The sequence below is a fragment of the Microbacterium californiense genome, from assembly GCF_047246625.1.
Classification (GTDB): domain Bacteria; phylum Actinomycetota; class Actinomycetes; order Actinomycetales; family Microbacteriaceae; genus Microbacterium.
Genome location: NZ_JBFOKQ010000001.1, coordinates 1,477,303 through 1,494,061, shown reverse-complemented (window position 1 = coordinate 1,494,061; position 16,759 = coordinate 1,477,303). Strand labels below are relative to the sequence as shown.

Here is a 16,759-nt window from a genome sequence, read left to right as displayed (position 1 = left end):
TCGCTGCGCTCCTCGCTCAGGTACCGGGTAGGTCGTCGCTGCCCGGTCCTTGCGCGCCCTTCGTCTCGTCGCTGCCGGGTCCCTGAGCGAGCGCAGCGAGACGAAGGGCGCTCGTCAGCGCTCGTACCGCGCCGCGTGCGCGGCCCACCGCGCCTCGACCGGCAGGGCGCGCAGCGCCCGGTTCCCCACGGCGAGCACCACGGCCACGGCGCACAGGGCCGCGCACACCAGCACGGTGTTCTGCCTGCCGATCCCGGTGAGTCCGAAGCCGGCGATGAGCGGCGCGAGCGGCATCGCCCCCATGCCGAGCACGGCGGCGGCGCCGTTGGCCCGGCCGAGGAGGCGGGTGGGCGTGGCGACCATGAAGTAGCCCATCATGCCGGCGTTCAGCGCAGGCAGCAGCAGCACCGAGACGCCGAGCACGAGGGCGATCGCCCAGGGTTCGGTGACTGCCGACAGCACGGTCGCGCCGACCGCCACGACCACCAGCCCCGCGATGGTGAGCACTCCCGTCCCCACCCGTGGCACGAGCAGAGGCGCGAGGACCGCTCCGAGGAGCATGACCGCGCCGATCCCCGCGCTCACGGTGCCGATCAGCAGCTCGGAGTGCCCGGCCTGCTGCAGCGCGTACACCGCGGTGGTGATCGCGGCGTTGAAGCCGAGGTTGACGATGGTGGTGATCAGCAGCACCCCGCCGAGGTCGGGGCGCGAGAACAGCCAGGCGAACCCTTCGCGGAGCTCGCGTCGTCCGCTGCGCTTCGTGCCCTCGACATCCGCTCCCGTCTCGGCACGCCGGGCATCCGCTGCCGGGAAATCCGGGTCGGCGGTCGCGTCGACGGCGGGTCGCGCCTCGACACGCCGCGCATCCGGCGATGGGTCCGGGTTTTCGCGCACCCCCGCCGCTCCCTCGCCCCGTGCGAGAAGGCCCGCCGTGCCCGCGGCGAGCAGGTGGCACAGGGTCATGACGAGCCCGACCAGCCACCCGCCGACGCCGAGGAGGAGGCCGCCGAGCGGTCCGCCCGCGAGGTGCAGTGCGGCGTCCCGCGCCTGATTCGCCGCCTGCGCCCGACCCATGGCGTCGTCGGGGACGATCTCCTTGATGGCGCTCTCACCCGCGACGTCGAAGAGGCCGCTGCGTGCCGCGAGCAGCACGTCGATCACCAGCAGGGTGGCGAAGGTCAGGGCGTCGAACACGGCGAGAAGGGTGAAGGCGCCGGCGAGGAGGATGCCGAGCAGTGAGCCGACGAGCATGAGCAGCACCCGGCGGTGACGATCGGCCAGGATGCCGCCGACGAGCGTCAGCAGCAGGCGTGTGACGAGACCGGCGCCGGCGATGATGCCCGCTTGTGCGGGGTCGTTCGTCACGATCAGGGCGAGCAGCGGGATGGCGAAGCCGAACAGCGCGGAGGCGAGGCCCTTGCTCGTGTCGCTCACGAGCCAGGTGAGGTAGCGCGCGTTGCGCCACAGGCGGTGCGGTGCGGTCGTCGTGGTCATGGCTCGATGGTAGATCCGCAAGATAAGTCGCGCAACTATAAGTGTGCAACTCCAGGTGCGGATATACTCGGAGCATGTCCGAGCAATCGAGCAGCAGCGGCGTGGAGTGGATGACCTCGGCGATGCTCAAGGCGTACGCGCATCCGCTCCGTCGGCGGATGCTGCACCTGTTCTCCCGCCACGACCACCTGCGCGCGGCCGACATCGCGGTCGAGCTCGGCGTTCCCGCGAACAGTGCGAGCTTCCACCTGCGCGCATTGGCGGATGCCGGACTCATCGTGGAGGCGCCGGAGCACGCTCGCGACCGTCGCGATCGCGTCTGGACCAGCCGGAAGGCACCGCTGAGCGTCGGCGGCCCCGAGAGTCCTGTCGTCGACGAGACCCTCGGCACCGCGGTGCTCGCCGGCATCGTCGAGGAGCATCAGGACGTCCTTCGCCGGGTGGCCGCCTGGGCGCCCGAGTACATGGCCGGACGCACGTCGGAGGTGCACGCGACGTTCACCCAGCGGACCGTGCGACTCACCGAGGCCGAGTTCGAAGCCGCGATGGAGAAGGTGCACGAGGTGCTCGCCGCCGCCGCAGACGGCCACGACCAGGACGACCCGACGGGCCGCTACTGGCAGATCGACCTCCTCGCCGCTGACGACACCATCTGAGTCCCCGCCCTACGCCCTTCGTCTCTCCGCGCGGGTGCCCTTGCCGTGTCGGCACGACTTCGGGAATCGCACACGACACGCCGGTGGACAGCATCCGTCCACCGGCGTGTCTCGCCGCAACTCCGACGTCGTGTCGCCCGGGGGAACCGAATCCCGGGGAACCGAACCCCTGGGGGAACCGAGCCCGGGTCCGAATCCGGAGCCGCGGGCTAGGGCTTCGCCCGGCGGAAGGCCAGGAACGAGACCAGGGTGAGCACCGCCACGCCGACGAGTCCCCAGAGGGCGAGGCCGAGGGCCCCGAGGTCCATGATCGCCGCGCCGACCTGCCCCCACAGGTCGAGGCGGGTGGCGAGGAACACCAGCCCGACGAGGACCAGCGCGAGCCCCACGCCCACGATCGTGAGCACGAGCGGACCCCAGCTCTTGTAGATCGTGGCGCCGGTGAAGCCGAGCACGAACAGGAGCAGCGCGAGCGTGAAGTACACGGTGAAGGCGCCGATCGCTCCGGCTTCCCACAGCCACGGCAGGTAGAAGACGTATCCGTTGACGCCGTAGCCGTCGGTGAGCACCTCGATCCCTGCGCCGAGCAGGAAGATCACGCCGAGGAACGCACTGCCGAGGACCGCGGTGATCATCGTCCCGGTGAAGAACTCGCGCCGGGTGATGCTCATCGCCTGCGAGAACGGGAAGGTGAGCGTCATGGCCGAGATGCCGACCGCGAAGAAGTACCAGAGCGGGGCCTGGCCGCCGCCGCCGTACTTCGGGGTGTCGACCGGGATCATCGCGTAGATGAGTACCGAGATGACGGTCGCGCTGCCGAGCACGATCAGCGGAACCCAAATGAACGTCTGCCGGTTGATGAGCTGCAGACGGATGACATTGAGCGTGCGTCGCATCAGCGTGCCCCTTCGGTCGTGGCGGAGACGGTCTCCGCCTTCTGCGTGAGACGGACGATGAGCTGCTGCAGCGAGACCGGCGCGAGATCGAGGCCGAGTTCGAGCACCTCGGCGCGTTCGGCCGGCGTCAGCGCGCCGAGGACCGTGACGGATGCCACGCGCCCCAGCGTCTCGCGGTGCAGCACCTCGCGGGCGCCGACCCAGGAGTCGACCGCAGCGGCGTCGCCGACGACGGTCACGGCGCGGTCGCGCACGGCATCCGTGTCGTCGTTGAGGAGGATCCGGCCGTTGTCGATCACGATCACCTTCTCGATGAGGTTCGAGACCTCGTCGATGAGGTGCGACGACAGGATGATCGTGCGCGGGTGCGCGGCGTAGTCCTCGAGCAGCCGGTCGTAGAAGATCTGCCGGGCGACGGCGTCGAGACCGAGATACGGCTCGTCGAAGAACGTGATCTCGGCGCGCGACGCGATGCCGATGATCACCCCGACCGCCGAGAGCTGACCCCGCGAGAGCTTCTTGATGGTCTGCTTCAGCGGCAGCTGGAACTCGGCGATCAGCTCGTCGGCGAGGGCCTGGTCCCAGTTCGGGAAGAACAGGCTCGCCGCCTTGAACGCGTGCCGCGGGTAGGCGTCGTCGGGGTACTTCTGGCTCTCGCGCACGAAGCAGATGCGGCTCAGCACGTGAGCGTTCTCGTAGGGGTGCTGGCCGAAGACGCGCACCGTGCCCGAGGTCTCGAAGTTCTGCGCGGTGAGGATCGACATCAGGGTCGTCTTGCCGGCGCCGTTGCGGCCGAGCAGGCCGTGGATCGCGCCGCCCTCGATGGTGAGCGAGACATCGTCGAGGGCCCGAGTGTCCTTGTAGCGCTTGGTGAGGTTCTGCACCTCGATGACGGCGGTCATGCGGGGTTCTTCCCTTCTGCGGTGAGCTGGGCCGCGCGCTCGGTGAGCAGCGCGGTGAGGTCGGTGGCATCGAGTCCGAGCGTGCGGGCCTCGAGGATGAGCGGATCGATGTAGCGGTCGGCGAACGCGGCACGGCGCTCGCCGCGGAGCACCTCGCGCGCGCCTTCGGCGACGAACATGCCGATTCCGCGGCGCTTGTAGATCACGCCCTTGTCGGTGAGCATCGCGACTCCCTTCGCCGCCGTGGCGGGATTGATGCGGTAGAACGCGGCCAGTTCGTTCGTCGAAGGCGCCTGTGTCTCTTCCGCGAGAGAGCCGTCGACGATCGAGTCCTCGATCTGCTCGGCGATCTGGAGGAAGAGCGGCTTGCCTTCTTCGATCACGAGTCCTCCGCTGGTCAGTGGGTTAGTTACATGAGTAGGTAACCCCATAACCAGAGTCGTGTCAAGACCTTTCCGCACACCTCCGGAGATCGGGGTGGGCGGGGCGGAGCGGTACGCGCGAAACGGAGAGCGGATGCTGTGGGCACGGCGTGTCGGCATCCCTCCGGCGGGTGACACGCCGGGGCGACCGCAGCAGGTCTCCGTTATCCGACGGACATCGTCAACGCGGTCACGCCCTATCGAAACCACTCCGACGAGACGTAGCTGATGCTCACGGTGAGGAGGTCGCCCGTCGGTGTCCCCCGTACAGAGACGGTGCGAGGGTCGAAGAAGTTCCCGGGAACGTCCAGCTGCGGGGTGACGCCCATCTGCTCAGCGAGTCGCGCCGGCGAGAGCCCTTCAGGGGGCCGGATCCTGAGCGTCGCCGAGCAGCCGCCGCTCCCGCAGCTCTCGCTCTCACTGAGGATCTCGGCGTTCGAGGGGAGCGGAACGACCGACGCCGGCGGGACGTCGCCCTCGACGGCCATCACGTTCAGCCAGAACACGCGTCCCGCGTACATCACCGCGAGCACCACGAGCACGATCACGACAGCCGTCCACACCGCGCGCCGCCGCCTGCCCGAGTCGTACTCCGCCTTCCACGCCGGCACCTGGTCGACCGGCCGCACCTTCGCCATGCCGTGAGCATAGTTGTTCCCCGTACGCCGGCCGGGTGCCCTGTCGCCGGCGCCCGCTGTGCTGCGTGCCGCGGGGCGTCGGATAGATTCGAACTGCCCTCGTCGTCGCCTCCCCCGAGCAGGCGCGCACGACGCGGACGCCACCGAACCCCCACCCGAAGGACACTCCATGGCACGGCTTCAGGACGGGTGGGGCGCCGAGCGTCTCACCGCACGCGACAAGGGACTCCCGGAGCGGGCTTTCGGGCTCACGGTCGATGAGTTCCTGGCGACCGAGCCCCGCCTGTCGGAGTTCTGGACGCCCCTCATCGCGCTCGACGACGAGGCCATGCGCACGAACGTGGCCGTGATGGCCGCCTGGACGGAGGCCCGCGGGCTGCAGCTCATGCCCCACGGCAAGACCACGATGGCCCCCGCGCTGTGGCAGCGTCAGCTCGACGCCGGATGCCCCGGCATCACGCTCGCGACCATGGGACAGGTGCGCACCGCCCGCACCTTCGGGCTCGACAGCGTCATGCTCGCGAACGCCGTCGTCGACGCGCGCTCGCTGCGGTGGCTCGCGGGCGAGCTCGCCGACCCGGGGTTCCGCTTCGTGAGCTGGGCCGACTCCCTCGACACGGTCGACCGCATGGAGCAGACGCTGCGTGAGGCGGGCGTGCCGCGCCGCGTCGACGTCTGCGTCGAGCTGGGGGCGCCCGGCGGCCGCACCGGAGCCCGCAGCATCGAGGCGGCGATCGAGATCGGGCGCCGGATCGCGGCATCCGACGTCCTCCGCCTGGCCGGCGTCGCCGGGTACGAGGGTGCGCTCGGCCACGACCGATCGGATGCCGCGCTCGGGGCCGTGCGGGCCTATCTCGCCGACCAGCTGATCGTGCACGAGACGTTCGGCGACCTCTACGACGAGGGCGACGTGTTCGTCACGGCCGGCGGCAGCGCCTACTTCGACCTCGTGGCGGAGGTCTACGCGCCCGCCATCGCCCGCGACTCCCGCACGCGGTTCACCCTGCGCTCGGGGGCGTACATCGTGCACGACGACGGCTTCTACCGCGGCATCTCGCCGCTCGACGCCACGTATCCCGGCGCGGAGGCCGGCGCAGTGCTGCGCTCGGCGATGCGCGGATACGCCCGCGTCGTCTCGCACCCCGAACCCGCGCTGGCCCTCCTCGACGGCGGGAAGCGGGACTTCCCGTTCGACGAGGGGCTTCCCGTGGTGCTCGGCTCAGCCGCGGACCTCGGAGACGCGCTCGCGCCCCTGGCCGCGGCATCCGTCTCGGCCATGAACGACCAGCACACGTTCCTGCGCGGGCCGGAGGTCGCCATCGGCGACGTGGTCGCGCTCGGCCTGTCGCACCCGTGCACGGCATTCGACAAGTGGCACTTCCTGCCCGTCGTCAAGTCGGCCGAGTCGGACCGCGTCGTCGAGCTCGTGCGCACCTTCTTCTGAGGCGCCTCAGGACGCGGCGATGTCGCGGCGCTGCAGCGCGAAGGCGGATGCCGCGGCGAACGCCACGCCGAGACCCCACACGAGTGCGAGACCACCGGCGTCCACGCCCTCGAGCAGCGGCGGTTGCCGGTACACCCAGGCGTAGGGCGAGAGGGCGTCGAGCCACTCGACGTCTTCGGACTGCTTCGCGACCGCCTGGAACACGTAGCCGAGCACCGCGATGCCCGCTCCCACTCCGGTCGCGACCGCCCGTCGTCCGCTCAGCGCTCCGGCGAGCAGCGCGGCCGCTGCGCTGAGGAACGTCAGTCCCACGAGCGCCGTGCTCGCGCCGATGATCCGCGGCGGGTCGATGCCCAGCTGCCCCGGCTCGTTCATCGCCCAGACGAGCAGCCCGGCGAAGAGGCCGAGCCAGGCCAGCCGCACGAGCACCGACAGCGCGGATTCGAGGGCGTACGGCATCCGCCCGATGCCGTGGGCGAGGTCGAGTTCGAGGCGCCCGGATTCAGCGGCCCCGGCGATCGCGGACGATCCCCACAGCACCGCGGCGATCGTCAGCAGCAGGAACCCCATCAGACCGTAGAACGTGCTCTGGGTATAGCCCGCGCCGGTCGCGATCTGGTCGTACCCGAGGGTCGTGACGAGCTGCTTCGGAAGGCTGTCGAGCAGTGCCTCGAGCTGCCCGTCGCCGCCGAGGCTCGGGTACAGCGGGAGGTAGAGCGAGAGCACGGCGGCGATGCCGACGCTCCAGCCGACGAGGCTGCGCCACGATTCGCGGATGCTGCGCCGGAACACCGGCAGCACGCTACCCACGGTCTCGCTCCCCGCGCTGCGCGCGCTGCCGTCGCGATCGCCGCGTCTCCCCGCCCCGTGAAGGCGCGGATGCCGCGCCATCCCCGTACAGGCGAAGCACCGACTCCTCGAGGTCGGGCTCCTCGACCGTGAGGTCCTGCACCTCGAAAGGCGACAGGGCCTTCACGAACGGGTCGATCGCGCCGTCGACGGTACCGGAGAGATGGAGGATGCCGTCGCCCGCACGCGTCTCGAGGCCGCTGAGCCCGGGCAGCCGGTCGAAACGGGTCGCGGTCGCCGCGGCATCCGTCGTCGCGATCACCGCCCGCACCCGCCGGACCGACCCGAGCCGGAGCGAGGCGACATCGCCCTCGGCGACGACACGGCCGGCGGCGAGCACCGCGACCTCGTCGGCGGTCTGCTGGATCTCGCTCAGCACGTGCGAGCTGAGCAGCACCGTCTGGCCGGCGTCGCGCGCTTCGCGCACCAGCTGCAGGAACTCGCGCTGCACGAGGGGGTCGAGTCCGCTCGTCGGCTCATCGAGGATCAGCAGTTCCGGACGGTGCATGAACGCCTGGATCAGCCCGAGCTTCTGCTTGTTGCCCTTCGAGAGGGTGCGCACGGGCCGGGTCAGATCGACGCCGAGCCGTTCGGCGAGCCCGTCCACCGCTCCCGGTGCGACCGGTCCGGAGACCTCCGCGTAGAACGCGAGCAGGCGGTGACCGGTCACGCGTCCCTCGAGCCGCAGTTCGCCGGGGACGTAGCCGATGCGGCGACGGAGAGCCGCGCCACCGGTGCGCGGATCCTCACCCAGCACGCGCGCCGTGCCCGAGGTGGGGCGGATGACGTCGACCAGCGTGCGCAGCGTCGTCGTCTTGCCGGCGCCGTTCGGCCCGATCAGACCGAAGATCGTTCCCGGGGTCACGTGCAGATCGAGGCTGTGCAGCGCGACGTGCCGTCCGTACGCCTTGTGCAGACGCGTGATGTCGATGGCCCCGCTCATGGCGAGCCTCCTCCCCGCTGCTCGGAACGCTAGAACCGGCCGCAGGAGGTGTCAAGAGCACCTCGCCGTTCCGTGAACCTCGGGCAGCGGGTGCGGGGGTCGGGTGTCGGGCGTCGCACACGACGCGTCCGCGTACGCTGAACGGATGCCGGAGTTCCCGTACAGCCGCCTGCGGCGCTGGCCCGACGTCGAGGCCGAGAACCTGCAGGCGCACGACGCGACCGACCTGCTCCTCGTCGCCCGGGCGCTCGCAGAGGCCGGCGAGCGCGGGCTCGACGGCACGCAGATCGCGGTGATCGGTGACGAGTACGGGGCGGTCACGCTCGCTCTGACGGATGCCGGACTCCGCGGCATCCGCGTGCATCAAGACCTCGCGACCGGCCGCCGCGCGCTCGCACGCAACGCCGCCGACCTCGGCCTCGACGGATTCGCGTCGCACGAGCTCGACGCGGCGCTGCTCGACGGCGCCCGTCTCGTGCTGCTGCAACTGCCCAAGGCGCTGGCGGAGCTCGAGGAGATCGCGGATGCCGTCGCCCGCTGGGCCGCGACCGACGTGGTGCTCGTGGCCGGTGGTCGGGTCAAGCACATGGTCCTCGCGCAGAACGAGGTGCTGGGCCGCAGCTTCTCGCGGGTGCAGGCGCAGCGGGCCGAGCGGAAGTCGCGGTTGATCGTGGCGTCGGAGCCCCGGCCCGTGTCGGAGACGCCGCCGTTCCCCGTGTCCGCGCAGCACGAGGGGCTCACCCTCGTCGCGCACGGCGGAGCCTTCGCCGGAGCGCGCCTCGACATCGGCACGCGCGTGCTCCTGGACGCCCTTCGTCTCGCTTCGCGGTTCCTGAGCGAGGAGCGCAGCGACGAGACGAAGGGCGTGCGGGAACCGGGGAAGGACGTGCTCGACCTCGGTTGCGGCACCGGGGCGCTCGCCGTGTCGTACGCCCTCGCCCATCCCGCGGCGCAGGTGATCGCGACCGACCGCTCGGCCGCGGCCGTCGCGTCTGCCCGCGCCACCGCCGCCGCGAACGGCGTGGCCGACCGGATCACCGTGACGCAGGACGACGCGGCCTCGGAGGTGGCGACGGCATCCGTCGACGTCGTGCTGCTCAACCCGCCGTTCCACCTCGGTACCAGCATCCATACCGGCGCGGCCACCCGGCTGTTCGAGGCCGCGGCCCGCGTGCTCCGGCCGGGCGGCGAGCTGTTCACGGTGTTCAACTCGTCGCTGGGATACCGCGCCGAGCTGACCCGGCTGGTCGGCACGACCGAGCAGCTGCACCGCACGCCGAAGTTCACGGTGACCCGCAGCATCCGCCGTCCGTGAGCCTCCCCGCGAGGGGTCGGAACACCCCGAATGCGGATGCCGACACTCGGCGTTTCCCGACCCCTCGCGTGCTCTCGACTCCCTGCGCTCGAATTCGCCAGGAGCCCGTGCAATCCCCCGGTCACGCGCGGATTCGCGCGGTGCCGCCGGCGCCAGGATTTGCCCCTGATCGGCCATTTCGTTACGTTGGTCTGTGGGCCTGACGGCCCGAAGACCAGTCCGCGACCGCGTCCTTCTTTCGATTAGCTGTGCTGCGAAGAGGCGTGGACGTACGGTCGATGCTCTATCGCGGCGGATCCGAAATCCGCTGTCCGTGCCGCCCACAGCAGACATGTCGAAACGGCCGGGAGCGTCACCCGGGCGTAACCGAAGCAGGCTCGCCACCCGAGGCGGGCCGCAGGGGAAACGTGTCCGAAACCGCACTTGAAGCGCGCCATCTGTTCAAGGTGTTCGGGAGGAATCCGAACGCCGCCGTCCGCCGATTGAAGTCCGGCGAGACCCGCTCCGCCGTCGCCGACGCAGGAACCGCTGCCGTCATCGACGCGAGCTTCACCGTGAACCGCGGTGAGATCTTCGTGATCATGGGGCTGTCCGGCTCCGGCAAGTCCACCATCATCCGCATGCTCAACGGTCTGCACCCGGCGACCGACGGCTCCGTCACGGTGGGCGGCGACGCCATCACCGGCATCCCGGCCTCGCGTCTGCGCGAGATCCGTCGCGAGCGGGTCTCGATGGTCTTCCAGCACTTCGCCCTGCTGCCGCACCGCACGGTCGCCGCGAACGTCGCCTATCCGCTCGAGCTCAAGGGCGTCGGCAAGGCCGAGCGCCTCGCGAAGGCTGCCGAGATCCTGTCGCTCGTGGGCCTCGAGGGCCAGGGCGAGAAGCTCCCGTCCGAGCTCTCGGGCGGCATGCAGCAGCGGGTGGGCATCGCTCGCGCGCTCGCCGCCGACACCGACATCCTGCTGATGGACGAGGCGTTCAGCGCCCTCGATCCGCTGATCCGCCGCGAGATGCAGGAGCAGCTGCTCGAACTGCAGCAGAAGTTCCACAAGACGATCGTGTTCATCACGCACGACCTGAACGAGGCCATGTTCCTCGGCGACCGCATCGCCGTCATGCGCGACGGACGCATCGTGCAGATCGGCACGCCCGAGGACATCCTGACCGACCCCGCCAACGACTACGTCGAGCAGTTCGTGCAGGACGTCGATCGCGCCCGCGTGCTCACCGCCGGGAACGTCATGGAGCGTCCGCGTCCGGTCGTCGCCGAGACGGCCGGTCCGCGCACGGCGCTGCGCCAGATGCGCGACGCCTACATGTCGGCCACCTACGTCGTCGGCCGCGACCGCCAGCTCGTGGGCATCGTGACCGACCGGGATGCCGTGAAGCTGGTGCGCAAGGGCACCGCCACGCTCCGCGACATCATCAAGCCGGTGCCGCAGAGCGTCAGCGAGGACGAGGTCCTCATGAACCTGTTCGTGCCGGCCGTCGAGTCGCCGCTGCCGCTGGCGGTGACGGATGCCGAGGGCCGCCTCGTCGGCGTCATCCCGCGTGTGACCCTCCTCGCCGCCCTGGGCCCCGGCCCCGGCGCGACCGGGGAGCTCACGCTCCCGCTGTTCCCGATGCCGCAGGCCGAGATCGACGCCGTGCTCGACGACGGGTGGACGGCCGAGCCGCCGGCATCCTCCGGCTCCGACAACCGGCTGGCGGGGGAGGTGCGCTGATGGACGGCTTCCGCATCCCCCTCGGATCCTGGGTCGCGAACGGCGTCGACTGGATCACCGCCAACCTCGGCGGCTTCCTCGACGCGGTCGCGTTCGTCGTGACGTTCCTCGTCGACGGCCTCACGTCACTCCTGCTGCTGCCCTACTTCTTCGTCGTGATCGCGGTCGCGGCGCTCATCGCCTGGGTCGTGCGCTCCTGGCAGCTGGCGATCGGCACGGTCGTGTCGTTCGCGCTGATCGTGGCGATGGGCCTCTGGGTGCCCGCGATGCAGACCCTCGCGCTCGTGCTCGTCGCCGCGGTGGTCGCGGTCGTGATCGCGGTGCCGCTGGGCATCTGGTCGGCGCGGAACAGCACCGTCCGAGCCGTGCTCAAGCCGGTGCTCGACTTCATGCAGACGATGCCCGCCTTCGTTTATCTGATCCCCGCGATCGTGTTCTTCAGCATCGGCGTCGTGCCGGGTCTGGTCGCCACGGTCATCTTCGCGCTGCCCCCGGGTGTGCGGCTGACCGAGCTCGGCATCCGCGGAGTCGACTCCGAGACCGTCGAGGCCGGACAGGCCTTCGGCGCCAAGCCCGGGCAGATCCTGCGCGGCATCCAGCTGCCCCTCGCGATGCCGACCATCCTCGCGGGCATCAACCAGGTCATCATGCTCGCACTGTCGATGGCCGTCATCGCCGGCATGGCCGGAGCCGACGGGCTCGGGAAGATGGTCGTCGAGGCCATCTCGACCGTGAACATCGCCAAGGGCGTGGAGGCCGGACTCGGCGTCGTGCTCATCGCGGTCTTCCTCGACCGGGTCACCGCGGCACTCGGCACGCTGGGCCGCAACCCGTCGTCGCTCGTGGGACTGCTGCGCCGGCGACGCGCACAGCGCCAGACCGAGGCGGTGGCGGCGGCATCCGTTCCCCGTGCCACGACCGAGACGACCGTCGTCGAGAAGGAGCTCCAGAATGCGTAAGCGCAGACTCATGTCCCTGGCCGCCCTCGGCGCCGTCGGCGCCCTGGCCCTCGCCGGCTGTGCGAGCGACGGGGCAGGCGGAACCACCGAGTTCGGCGGCGGCGGCTCGAGCAGCGGCGGAGGCGACAAGGGCACGATCACCCTCGGCTTCCTCCCGTCGTGGACCGACGGCCTCAGCACCGCGTACCTGCTACAGGACCAGCTCGAGAAGCTCGGCTACACCGTCGAGATGCAGACGCTCACCGAGGCGGGACCCCTGTACACGGGTCTCGCGCAGGGCGACGTCGACATCTTCCCGTCGGCGTGGCCCGAGGTCACCCACGCCGAGTACATGAAGACGTACGGCGACTCGATCGAAGACCTCGGCGCGTACTACGACAACGCCAAGCTCACGATCGCGGTGCCGGAGTACTCCGAGCTGACCTCGATCGAGGACCTCGTCGGCAAGGGCGCGGAGTTCGACGGGAAGATCTACGGCATCGAACCCGGCGCCGGCCTCACCGCCCAGACGCAGAAGGCGCTGCCCGCGTACGGCCTCGACGGCGAGTACGAGCTCATCACCTCGTCGACCGCCGCGATGCTCACCGAGCTGGGCGCGGCGACCGACAAGAACGAAGACATCGTCGTGACGCTGTGGCGTCCGTTCTGGGCCAACGCGGCCTTCCCCGTGAAGGACCTCGAAGACCCGAAGGGCGCGATGGGCGAGACCGAGGCCCTGCACTTCCTCGGCACGAAGGGCTTCGCCGAGGAGTTCCCGGATGCCGCGGAGCTCATCGAGCAGATCAAGCTCGACGACGACCAGTACGGGTCGCTCGAAGACCTCGTGGTCAACGAGTACGGCGAGGGGCGCGAGGCCGAGGCCGTGGACGCCTGGCTCGAAGAGCACGGCTCGGACTTCGACTGGGTCGTCGATTGACCTGAAAGCGCGGGCCCTTCGTCTCGTCGCTGCGCTTCGCTCAGGAACCGGTACATGGAGTCGGTCCCTGAGCGAGCGCAGCGAGACGAAGGGCGTCGCCGCGCAACCCCCTCCCCGGTCGAGGAGCACGGTCGTAGCCTGACCGCGTGGACGGGTTCGCGGCGGTCGACTTCGGGTTCGCCCGCGAGGTTCTGCAACGGGGCATCGCGGCGCTGTACCTCGTCGCGTTCGTCTCGACCCTCAACCAGTTCCGACCGCTGCTGGGAGAGCGCGGACTGCTCCCCGCCCCGGTGCTGCTGGACTGGGTGCGGGAGAAGAAGGCCCGACGGCGGATGCTGCATCCGACCCTGTTCCTCCGCCTGCGCTACACCGACGGCCGCCTGGTCGCCCTGTCGTGGACGGGCATCGTGCTGGCCGCGCTGCTCGTGGCCGGGGTTCCGCAGTGGGGGCCGCCGTGGGTGCCGATGCTCTGCTTCCTCGCGCTGTGGCTCGGCTACATGTCGGTCGTCAGCATCGGGCAGACGTTCTACTCGTTCGGCTGGGAGATGCTCCTGCTCGAGGCGGGGTTCCTCGCCGCGTTCCTCGGGTCGAACGACCAGCCGCCGCCGACGGTGGTGATCGTGCTGTTCTGGTGGCTGCTGTTCCGCCTGGAGTTCGGCGCCGGCATGATCAAGATCCGCGGCGGGCGCGAGTGGCGCGACCTCACCGCGCTGATGTACCACCACGAGACGCAGCCGATGCCCGGACCGCTGAGCCGGCAGGCGCATCTGCTGCCCGCGTGGATCCACCGGATCGAGGTGGTCGGCAACCACTTCGCGCAGCTGGTCGTGCCGTTCTTCCTGTTCGCGCCGCTGCTCTCGATCTGGGTGCCCGGTCCGGTGCCGCAGATCGTCGGCGCGGTGGCCGCGGCCATCATCATCGCGACGCAGGCGTGGCTCGTGCTCACGGGCAACTTCGCGTGGCTGAACTGGGCGGCGATCGTCATCGGCTTCTCGGCGATCGGGCTGCCCGGGTTCGGAGCGCCGTCGGCCGACGAGGCGCCGTGGCCCGGCATCCCCCTGTACTGGTTCGTCGTCACGGCGGCCGTGACGCTCCTGTATCTCGTGCTGAGCTGGCCGGCGCTCAACAACCTCTTCGCCCGGCGGCAGCTGATGAACGCGAGCTTCAACCGGTGGCAGCTCGCGAACGCCTACGGCGCCTTCGGCACGGTCACGAAGGAGCGCATCGAGATCGTCGTGGAGGGCTCGGTCGACGACGACGGACTGCTGTGGCGCGAATACGAGTTCAAGGGCAAGCCCGGCGACGTGCACCGGATCCCTCGGCAGTTCGCCCCGTACCACCTGCGCCTCGACTGGCTGATGTGGTTCCTGCCGCTCGGACGTTCGCTCGACGACTGGTTCACGGTGTTCCTCATCCGGCTGCTCGAGGCCGATGCCCCCACCCTCGCGCTCCTCCGGAACGATCCGTTCGACGGCGAGCGACCGCGGTGGGTGCGGGCGGTGTCGTACCGGTACCGTTTCGCGACCCGCGCCGAGCGCCGGGTCGACGGGGCACGGTGGATGCGGACCCGGCAGCGGGTGGTGCTCGGACCCATCGGGCTGCGGTGACGGGGGCGCCCTTCGTCTCGGTCGGCTGCGCCGGCCTCGCTCAGGAACCGGGAGTCGGTCCCTGAGCGAGCGCAGCGAGACGAAGGGTCAGCGCACCTTGCGCTTGTAGGCCAGCATCGCGAAGACGTAGGCGACGATGAGGATGCCGACGCACCAGGCGAGGGCGACCCAGATGTCCGACCCGACGGGCTCGCCGGCGAACAGCGCCTGGATCGTGTTGACGATCGAGGTCACGGGCTGGTTCTCGGCGAACCACTGCACCGGACCGGGCATCGTGTCGGTGGGCACGAACGCCGAGCTGATGAACGGCAGGAAGATCAGCGGGTACGAGAACGCGCTCGCCCCGTCGACCGTCTTGGCGTTGAGCCCGGCGATGATGGCCAGCCAGGTGAGGGCGAGGGTGGCCAGCAGCAGGATGCCGATCACGCCGAGCCAGGCGGCCAGGCTCGCCCCCGTGCGGAACCCCATCAGGAATCCGACGCCGAAGATGATCGCCAGCGTGATCCCGTTGGCGACCAGCGAGGTGAGCACGTGCGCCCACAGCACGCTCGACCGGGCGATCGGCATGGAGTGGAAGCGCTCGAAGATGCCGCTCTGCAGGTCGGTGAACAGCCGGAACGCCGTGTAGGCGATGCCCGAAGCGATCGCGATGAGCAGGATGCCGGGCAGTAGGTAGTTCACGTAGTTCTCCTGCCCGGTGCTCTGACGCAGGGCTCCGCCGAAGACGTACACGAACAGCAGCATGAGCGCGATCGGCGTGACCGCGGTCGTGATGATGGTGTCGGCGCTGCGGAAGATGTGCCGCATCGACCGGCCGGTGAGGGTCGCCGTGTCGGCGACGAAGTGCGTGCTCATGCTGCGTCCTCCTTCGGGGCGCTGGGGCCGACGAGGCGCAGGAAGATCTCCTCCAGCGTCGGCTGCTTCTCGATGTACTCGACCTTCGCCGGAGGCAGCAGCGCCTTCAGCTCGGCGAGGGTGCCGTTCGCGATGATGCGTCCTTCGTGGAGGATCGCGATGCGGTCGGCCAGGTGCTCGGCCTCGTCGAGGTACTGGGTGGTGAGCAGCACGGTGGTGCCCGTGTTGGCGAGCTCCTTCACCACCTGCCACACCTCGATCCGGGCCTCGGGGTCGAGACCGGTCGTGGGCTCGTCCAGGTAGATCACCGGAGGGCGTCCGACGAGGCTCATCGCGATGTCGAGCCGTCGCCGCATGCCGCCGGAGTAGGTGCCGGCGCGGCGTGCTCCGGCATCCGTCAGGCGGAACCGGGCCAGCAGGTCGTCGGCGATCGCGCCCGGGTCGGGAAGGTGTCGCAGCTTCGCGACGAGCACCAGGTTCTCGCGCCCGGTGAGGATCTCGTCGACGGCGGCGAACTGCCCCGTGAGGCTGATCGTCTCGCGCACCTTGAGCGGTTCGCTCGTGACGTCGAATCCGCCGACGCTCGCCGCACCGGCATCCGCCGTCAGCAGGGTCGACAGGATGCGGATCACCGTCGTCTTGCCGGCGCCGTTCGATCCGAGCAGAGCGAAGATGCTGCCCTTCTCGACCTCGAAGTCGACCCCGCGCAGGACGTGCAGGTCTTTGTAGGACTTCTCGATGCCCCGCACCGAGATGGCTGCGTCGGTCATGATTCCCGTTCCTTCCGCTTCGCTTCGTCGACGGCCTTGATCAGGCGCGCCCGCTCCTTGTCGACCCACTGCTTGCCGCCGTACGCCGCGGCGTAGGTCTCGGCGAACCCGACGGGGTCGTCGCCGACGATCGCGTCGATGGGGGTGCCGTCGATCGCGGCGCGCTCCCACAGGTCGGCGAGGTCGAGGAACAGCTGCACGAGCGTGTCGCCGTCGGTGATCCCGCCGTAGTACATCGTGTACCGGTGCTGGGCGTTCGCCACGGAGCGGTACGGTTCGGGCAGTGCCTCGATGCGCTTCCTCGCATCGCGGTACTGCTTCTTCTGCTCGAGCGATCCGGTGAGCGCTTCGATCCATTTCGCGGCCATG

17 protein-coding genes are annotated in these 16,759 nt (G+C 70.1%); 7 read left to right on the top strand and 10 right to left on the bottom strand.

Annotation, left to right across the window (positions count from 1 at the left end; genetic code table 11):
* Positions 1-114: 114 nt before the first annotated feature.
* Positions 115-1,494 carry an MFS transporter gene (locus AB3M82_RS07090; RefSeq protein ID WP_412956633.1) on the bottom strand — a complete coding sequence of 460 codons (1,380 nt, stop codon included), beginning with the start codon at positions 1,492-1,494 and terminating at the stop codon, positions 115-117.
* Between the two features lie 74 nt (positions 1,495-1,568).
* On the opposite strand from AB3M82_RS07090, the gene AB3M82_RS07085 reads away from it, so the two are divergent.
* Entirely contained in the window at positions 1,569-2,150 is a 582-nt protein-coding gene (locus AB3M82_RS07085) for a helix-turn-helix domain-containing protein (RefSeq protein ID WP_412956630.1), read from the top strand.
* Positions 2,151-2,359: 209 nt separating this feature from the next.
* Here AB3M82_RS07085 and AB3M82_RS07080 read toward each other — a convergent pair whose 3' ends face one another.
* The 4 genes from AB3M82_RS07080 to AB3M82_RS07065 form a co-directional block, all read right to left on the bottom strand.
* Positions 2,360-3,046: a hypothetical protein gene (locus AB3M82_RS07080; RefSeq protein WP_412956628.1), complete on the bottom strand. Its 687-nt coding sequence runs from the start codon at positions 3,044-3,046 to the stop codon at positions 2,360-2,362.
* Positions 3,046-3,948, bottom strand: a complete 903-nt coding sequence (locus tag AB3M82_RS07075) for an ABC transporter ATP-binding protein (RefSeq protein WP_412956627.1) — start codon at positions 3,946-3,948, stop codon at positions 3,046-3,048. The genes AB3M82_RS07080 and AB3M82_RS07075 overlap by 1 nt, the downstream gene beginning before the upstream one ends.
* Entirely contained in the window at positions 3,945-4,331 is a 387-nt protein-coding gene (locus AB3M82_RS07070; protein ID WP_412956626.1) for a GntR family transcriptional regulator, read from the bottom strand. The genes AB3M82_RS07075 and AB3M82_RS07070 overlap by 4 nt, the downstream gene beginning before the upstream one ends.
* Before the next feature lie 236 nt (positions 4,332-4,567).
* Positions 4,568-5,008, bottom strand: coding sequence for a hypothetical protein (locus AB3M82_RS07065; RefSeq protein WP_412956624.1), 441 nt, complete (start codon positions 5,006-5,008; stop codon positions 4,568-4,570).
* A 169-nt stretch (positions 5,009-5,177) separates the two neighbouring features.
* Between AB3M82_RS07065 and AB3M82_RS07060 the strand changes: the two genes are divergently transcribed.
* Positions 5,178-6,452, top strand: a complete 1,275-nt coding sequence (locus AB3M82_RS07060) for a type III PLP-dependent enzyme domain-containing protein (protein WP_412956623.1) — start codon at positions 5,178-5,180, stop codon at positions 6,450-6,452.
* 6 nt (positions 6,453-6,458) lie between these two features.
* On the opposite strand, the gene AB3M82_RS07055 is transcribed toward AB3M82_RS07060, so the two are convergent.
* Positions 6,459-7,262 carry an ABC transporter permease subunit gene (locus AB3M82_RS07055; protein ID WP_412956621.1) on the bottom strand — a complete coding sequence of 268 codons (804 nt, stop codon included), beginning with the start codon at positions 7,260-7,262 and terminating at the stop codon, positions 6,459-6,461.
* Positions 7,255-8,244 carry an ABC transporter ATP-binding protein gene (locus tag AB3M82_RS07050; protein ID WP_412956620.1) on the bottom strand — a complete coding sequence of 330 codons (990 nt, stop codon included), beginning with the start codon at positions 8,242-8,244 and terminating at the stop codon, positions 7,255-7,257. The genes AB3M82_RS07055 and AB3M82_RS07050 overlap by 8 nt, the downstream gene beginning before the upstream one ends.
* Before the next feature lie 145 nt (positions 8,245-8,389).
* Between AB3M82_RS07050 and AB3M82_RS07045 the strand changes: the two genes are divergently transcribed.
* The 5 genes from AB3M82_RS07045 (at position 8,390) to AB3M82_RS07025 (ending at position 14,765) form a co-directional block, all read left to right on the top strand.
* Positions 8,390-9,559, top strand: a complete 1,170-nt coding sequence (locus tag AB3M82_RS07045) for a class I SAM-dependent methyltransferase (protein WP_412956619.1) — start codon at positions 8,390-8,392, stop codon at positions 9,557-9,559.
* Between the two features lie 407 nt (positions 9,560-9,966).
* Positions 9,967-11,283: a quaternary amine ABC transporter ATP-binding protein gene (locus tag AB3M82_RS07040; protein ID WP_412956618.1), complete on the top strand. Its 1,317-nt coding sequence runs from the start codon at positions 9,967-9,969 to the stop codon at positions 11,281-11,283.
* On the top strand, positions 11,283-12,242 hold the full coding sequence (locus tag AB3M82_RS07035; protein ID WP_412956617.1) for an ABC transporter permease: 960 nt from the start codon (positions 11,283-11,285) through the stop codon (positions 12,240-12,242). Before AB3M82_RS07040 ends, AB3M82_RS07035 begins: the two co-directional genes overlap by 1 nt.
* Positions 12,235-13,158, top strand: a complete 924-nt coding sequence (locus tag AB3M82_RS07030; protein WP_412956615.1) for a glycine betaine ABC transporter substrate-binding protein — start codon at positions 12,235-12,237, stop codon at positions 13,156-13,158. The genes AB3M82_RS07035 and AB3M82_RS07030 overlap by 8 nt, the downstream gene beginning before the upstream one ends.
* A 146-nt stretch (positions 13,159-13,304) precedes the next feature.
* Positions 13,305-14,765 carry a lipase maturation factor family protein gene (locus AB3M82_RS07025; RefSeq protein ID WP_412956613.1) on the top strand — a complete coding sequence of 487 codons (1,461 nt, stop codon included), beginning with the start codon at positions 13,305-13,307 and terminating at the stop codon, positions 14,763-14,765.
* A gap of 87 nt (positions 14,766-14,852) precedes the next feature.
* Here the strand turns inward: AB3M82_RS07025 and AB3M82_RS07020 are convergent, their stop codons facing one another.
* From AB3M82_RS07020 to AB3M82_RS07010, 3 genes are read right to left on the bottom strand one after another with little or no spacing between them, the layout of a single operon-like run.
* On the bottom strand, positions 14,853-15,620 hold the full coding sequence (locus AB3M82_RS07020) for an ABC transporter permease (RefSeq protein ID WP_412956611.1): 768 nt from the start codon (positions 15,618-15,620) through the stop codon (positions 14,853-14,855).
* Positions 15,617-16,390 (bottom strand): ABC transporter ATP-binding protein, encoded by a 774-nt coding sequence (locus AB3M82_RS07015; RefSeq protein WP_412956608.1) that lies wholly within the window; start codon positions 16,388-16,390, stop codon positions 15,617-15,619. The genes AB3M82_RS07020 and AB3M82_RS07015 overlap by 4 nt, the downstream gene beginning before the upstream one ends.
* Positions 16,387-16,758, bottom strand: a complete 372-nt coding sequence (locus AB3M82_RS07010; protein ID WP_412956605.1) for a DUF1048 domain-containing protein — start codon at positions 16,756-16,758, stop codon at positions 16,387-16,389. The genes AB3M82_RS07015 and AB3M82_RS07010 overlap by 4 nt, the downstream gene beginning before the upstream one ends.
* Position 16,759 lies beyond the last annotated feature (1 nt).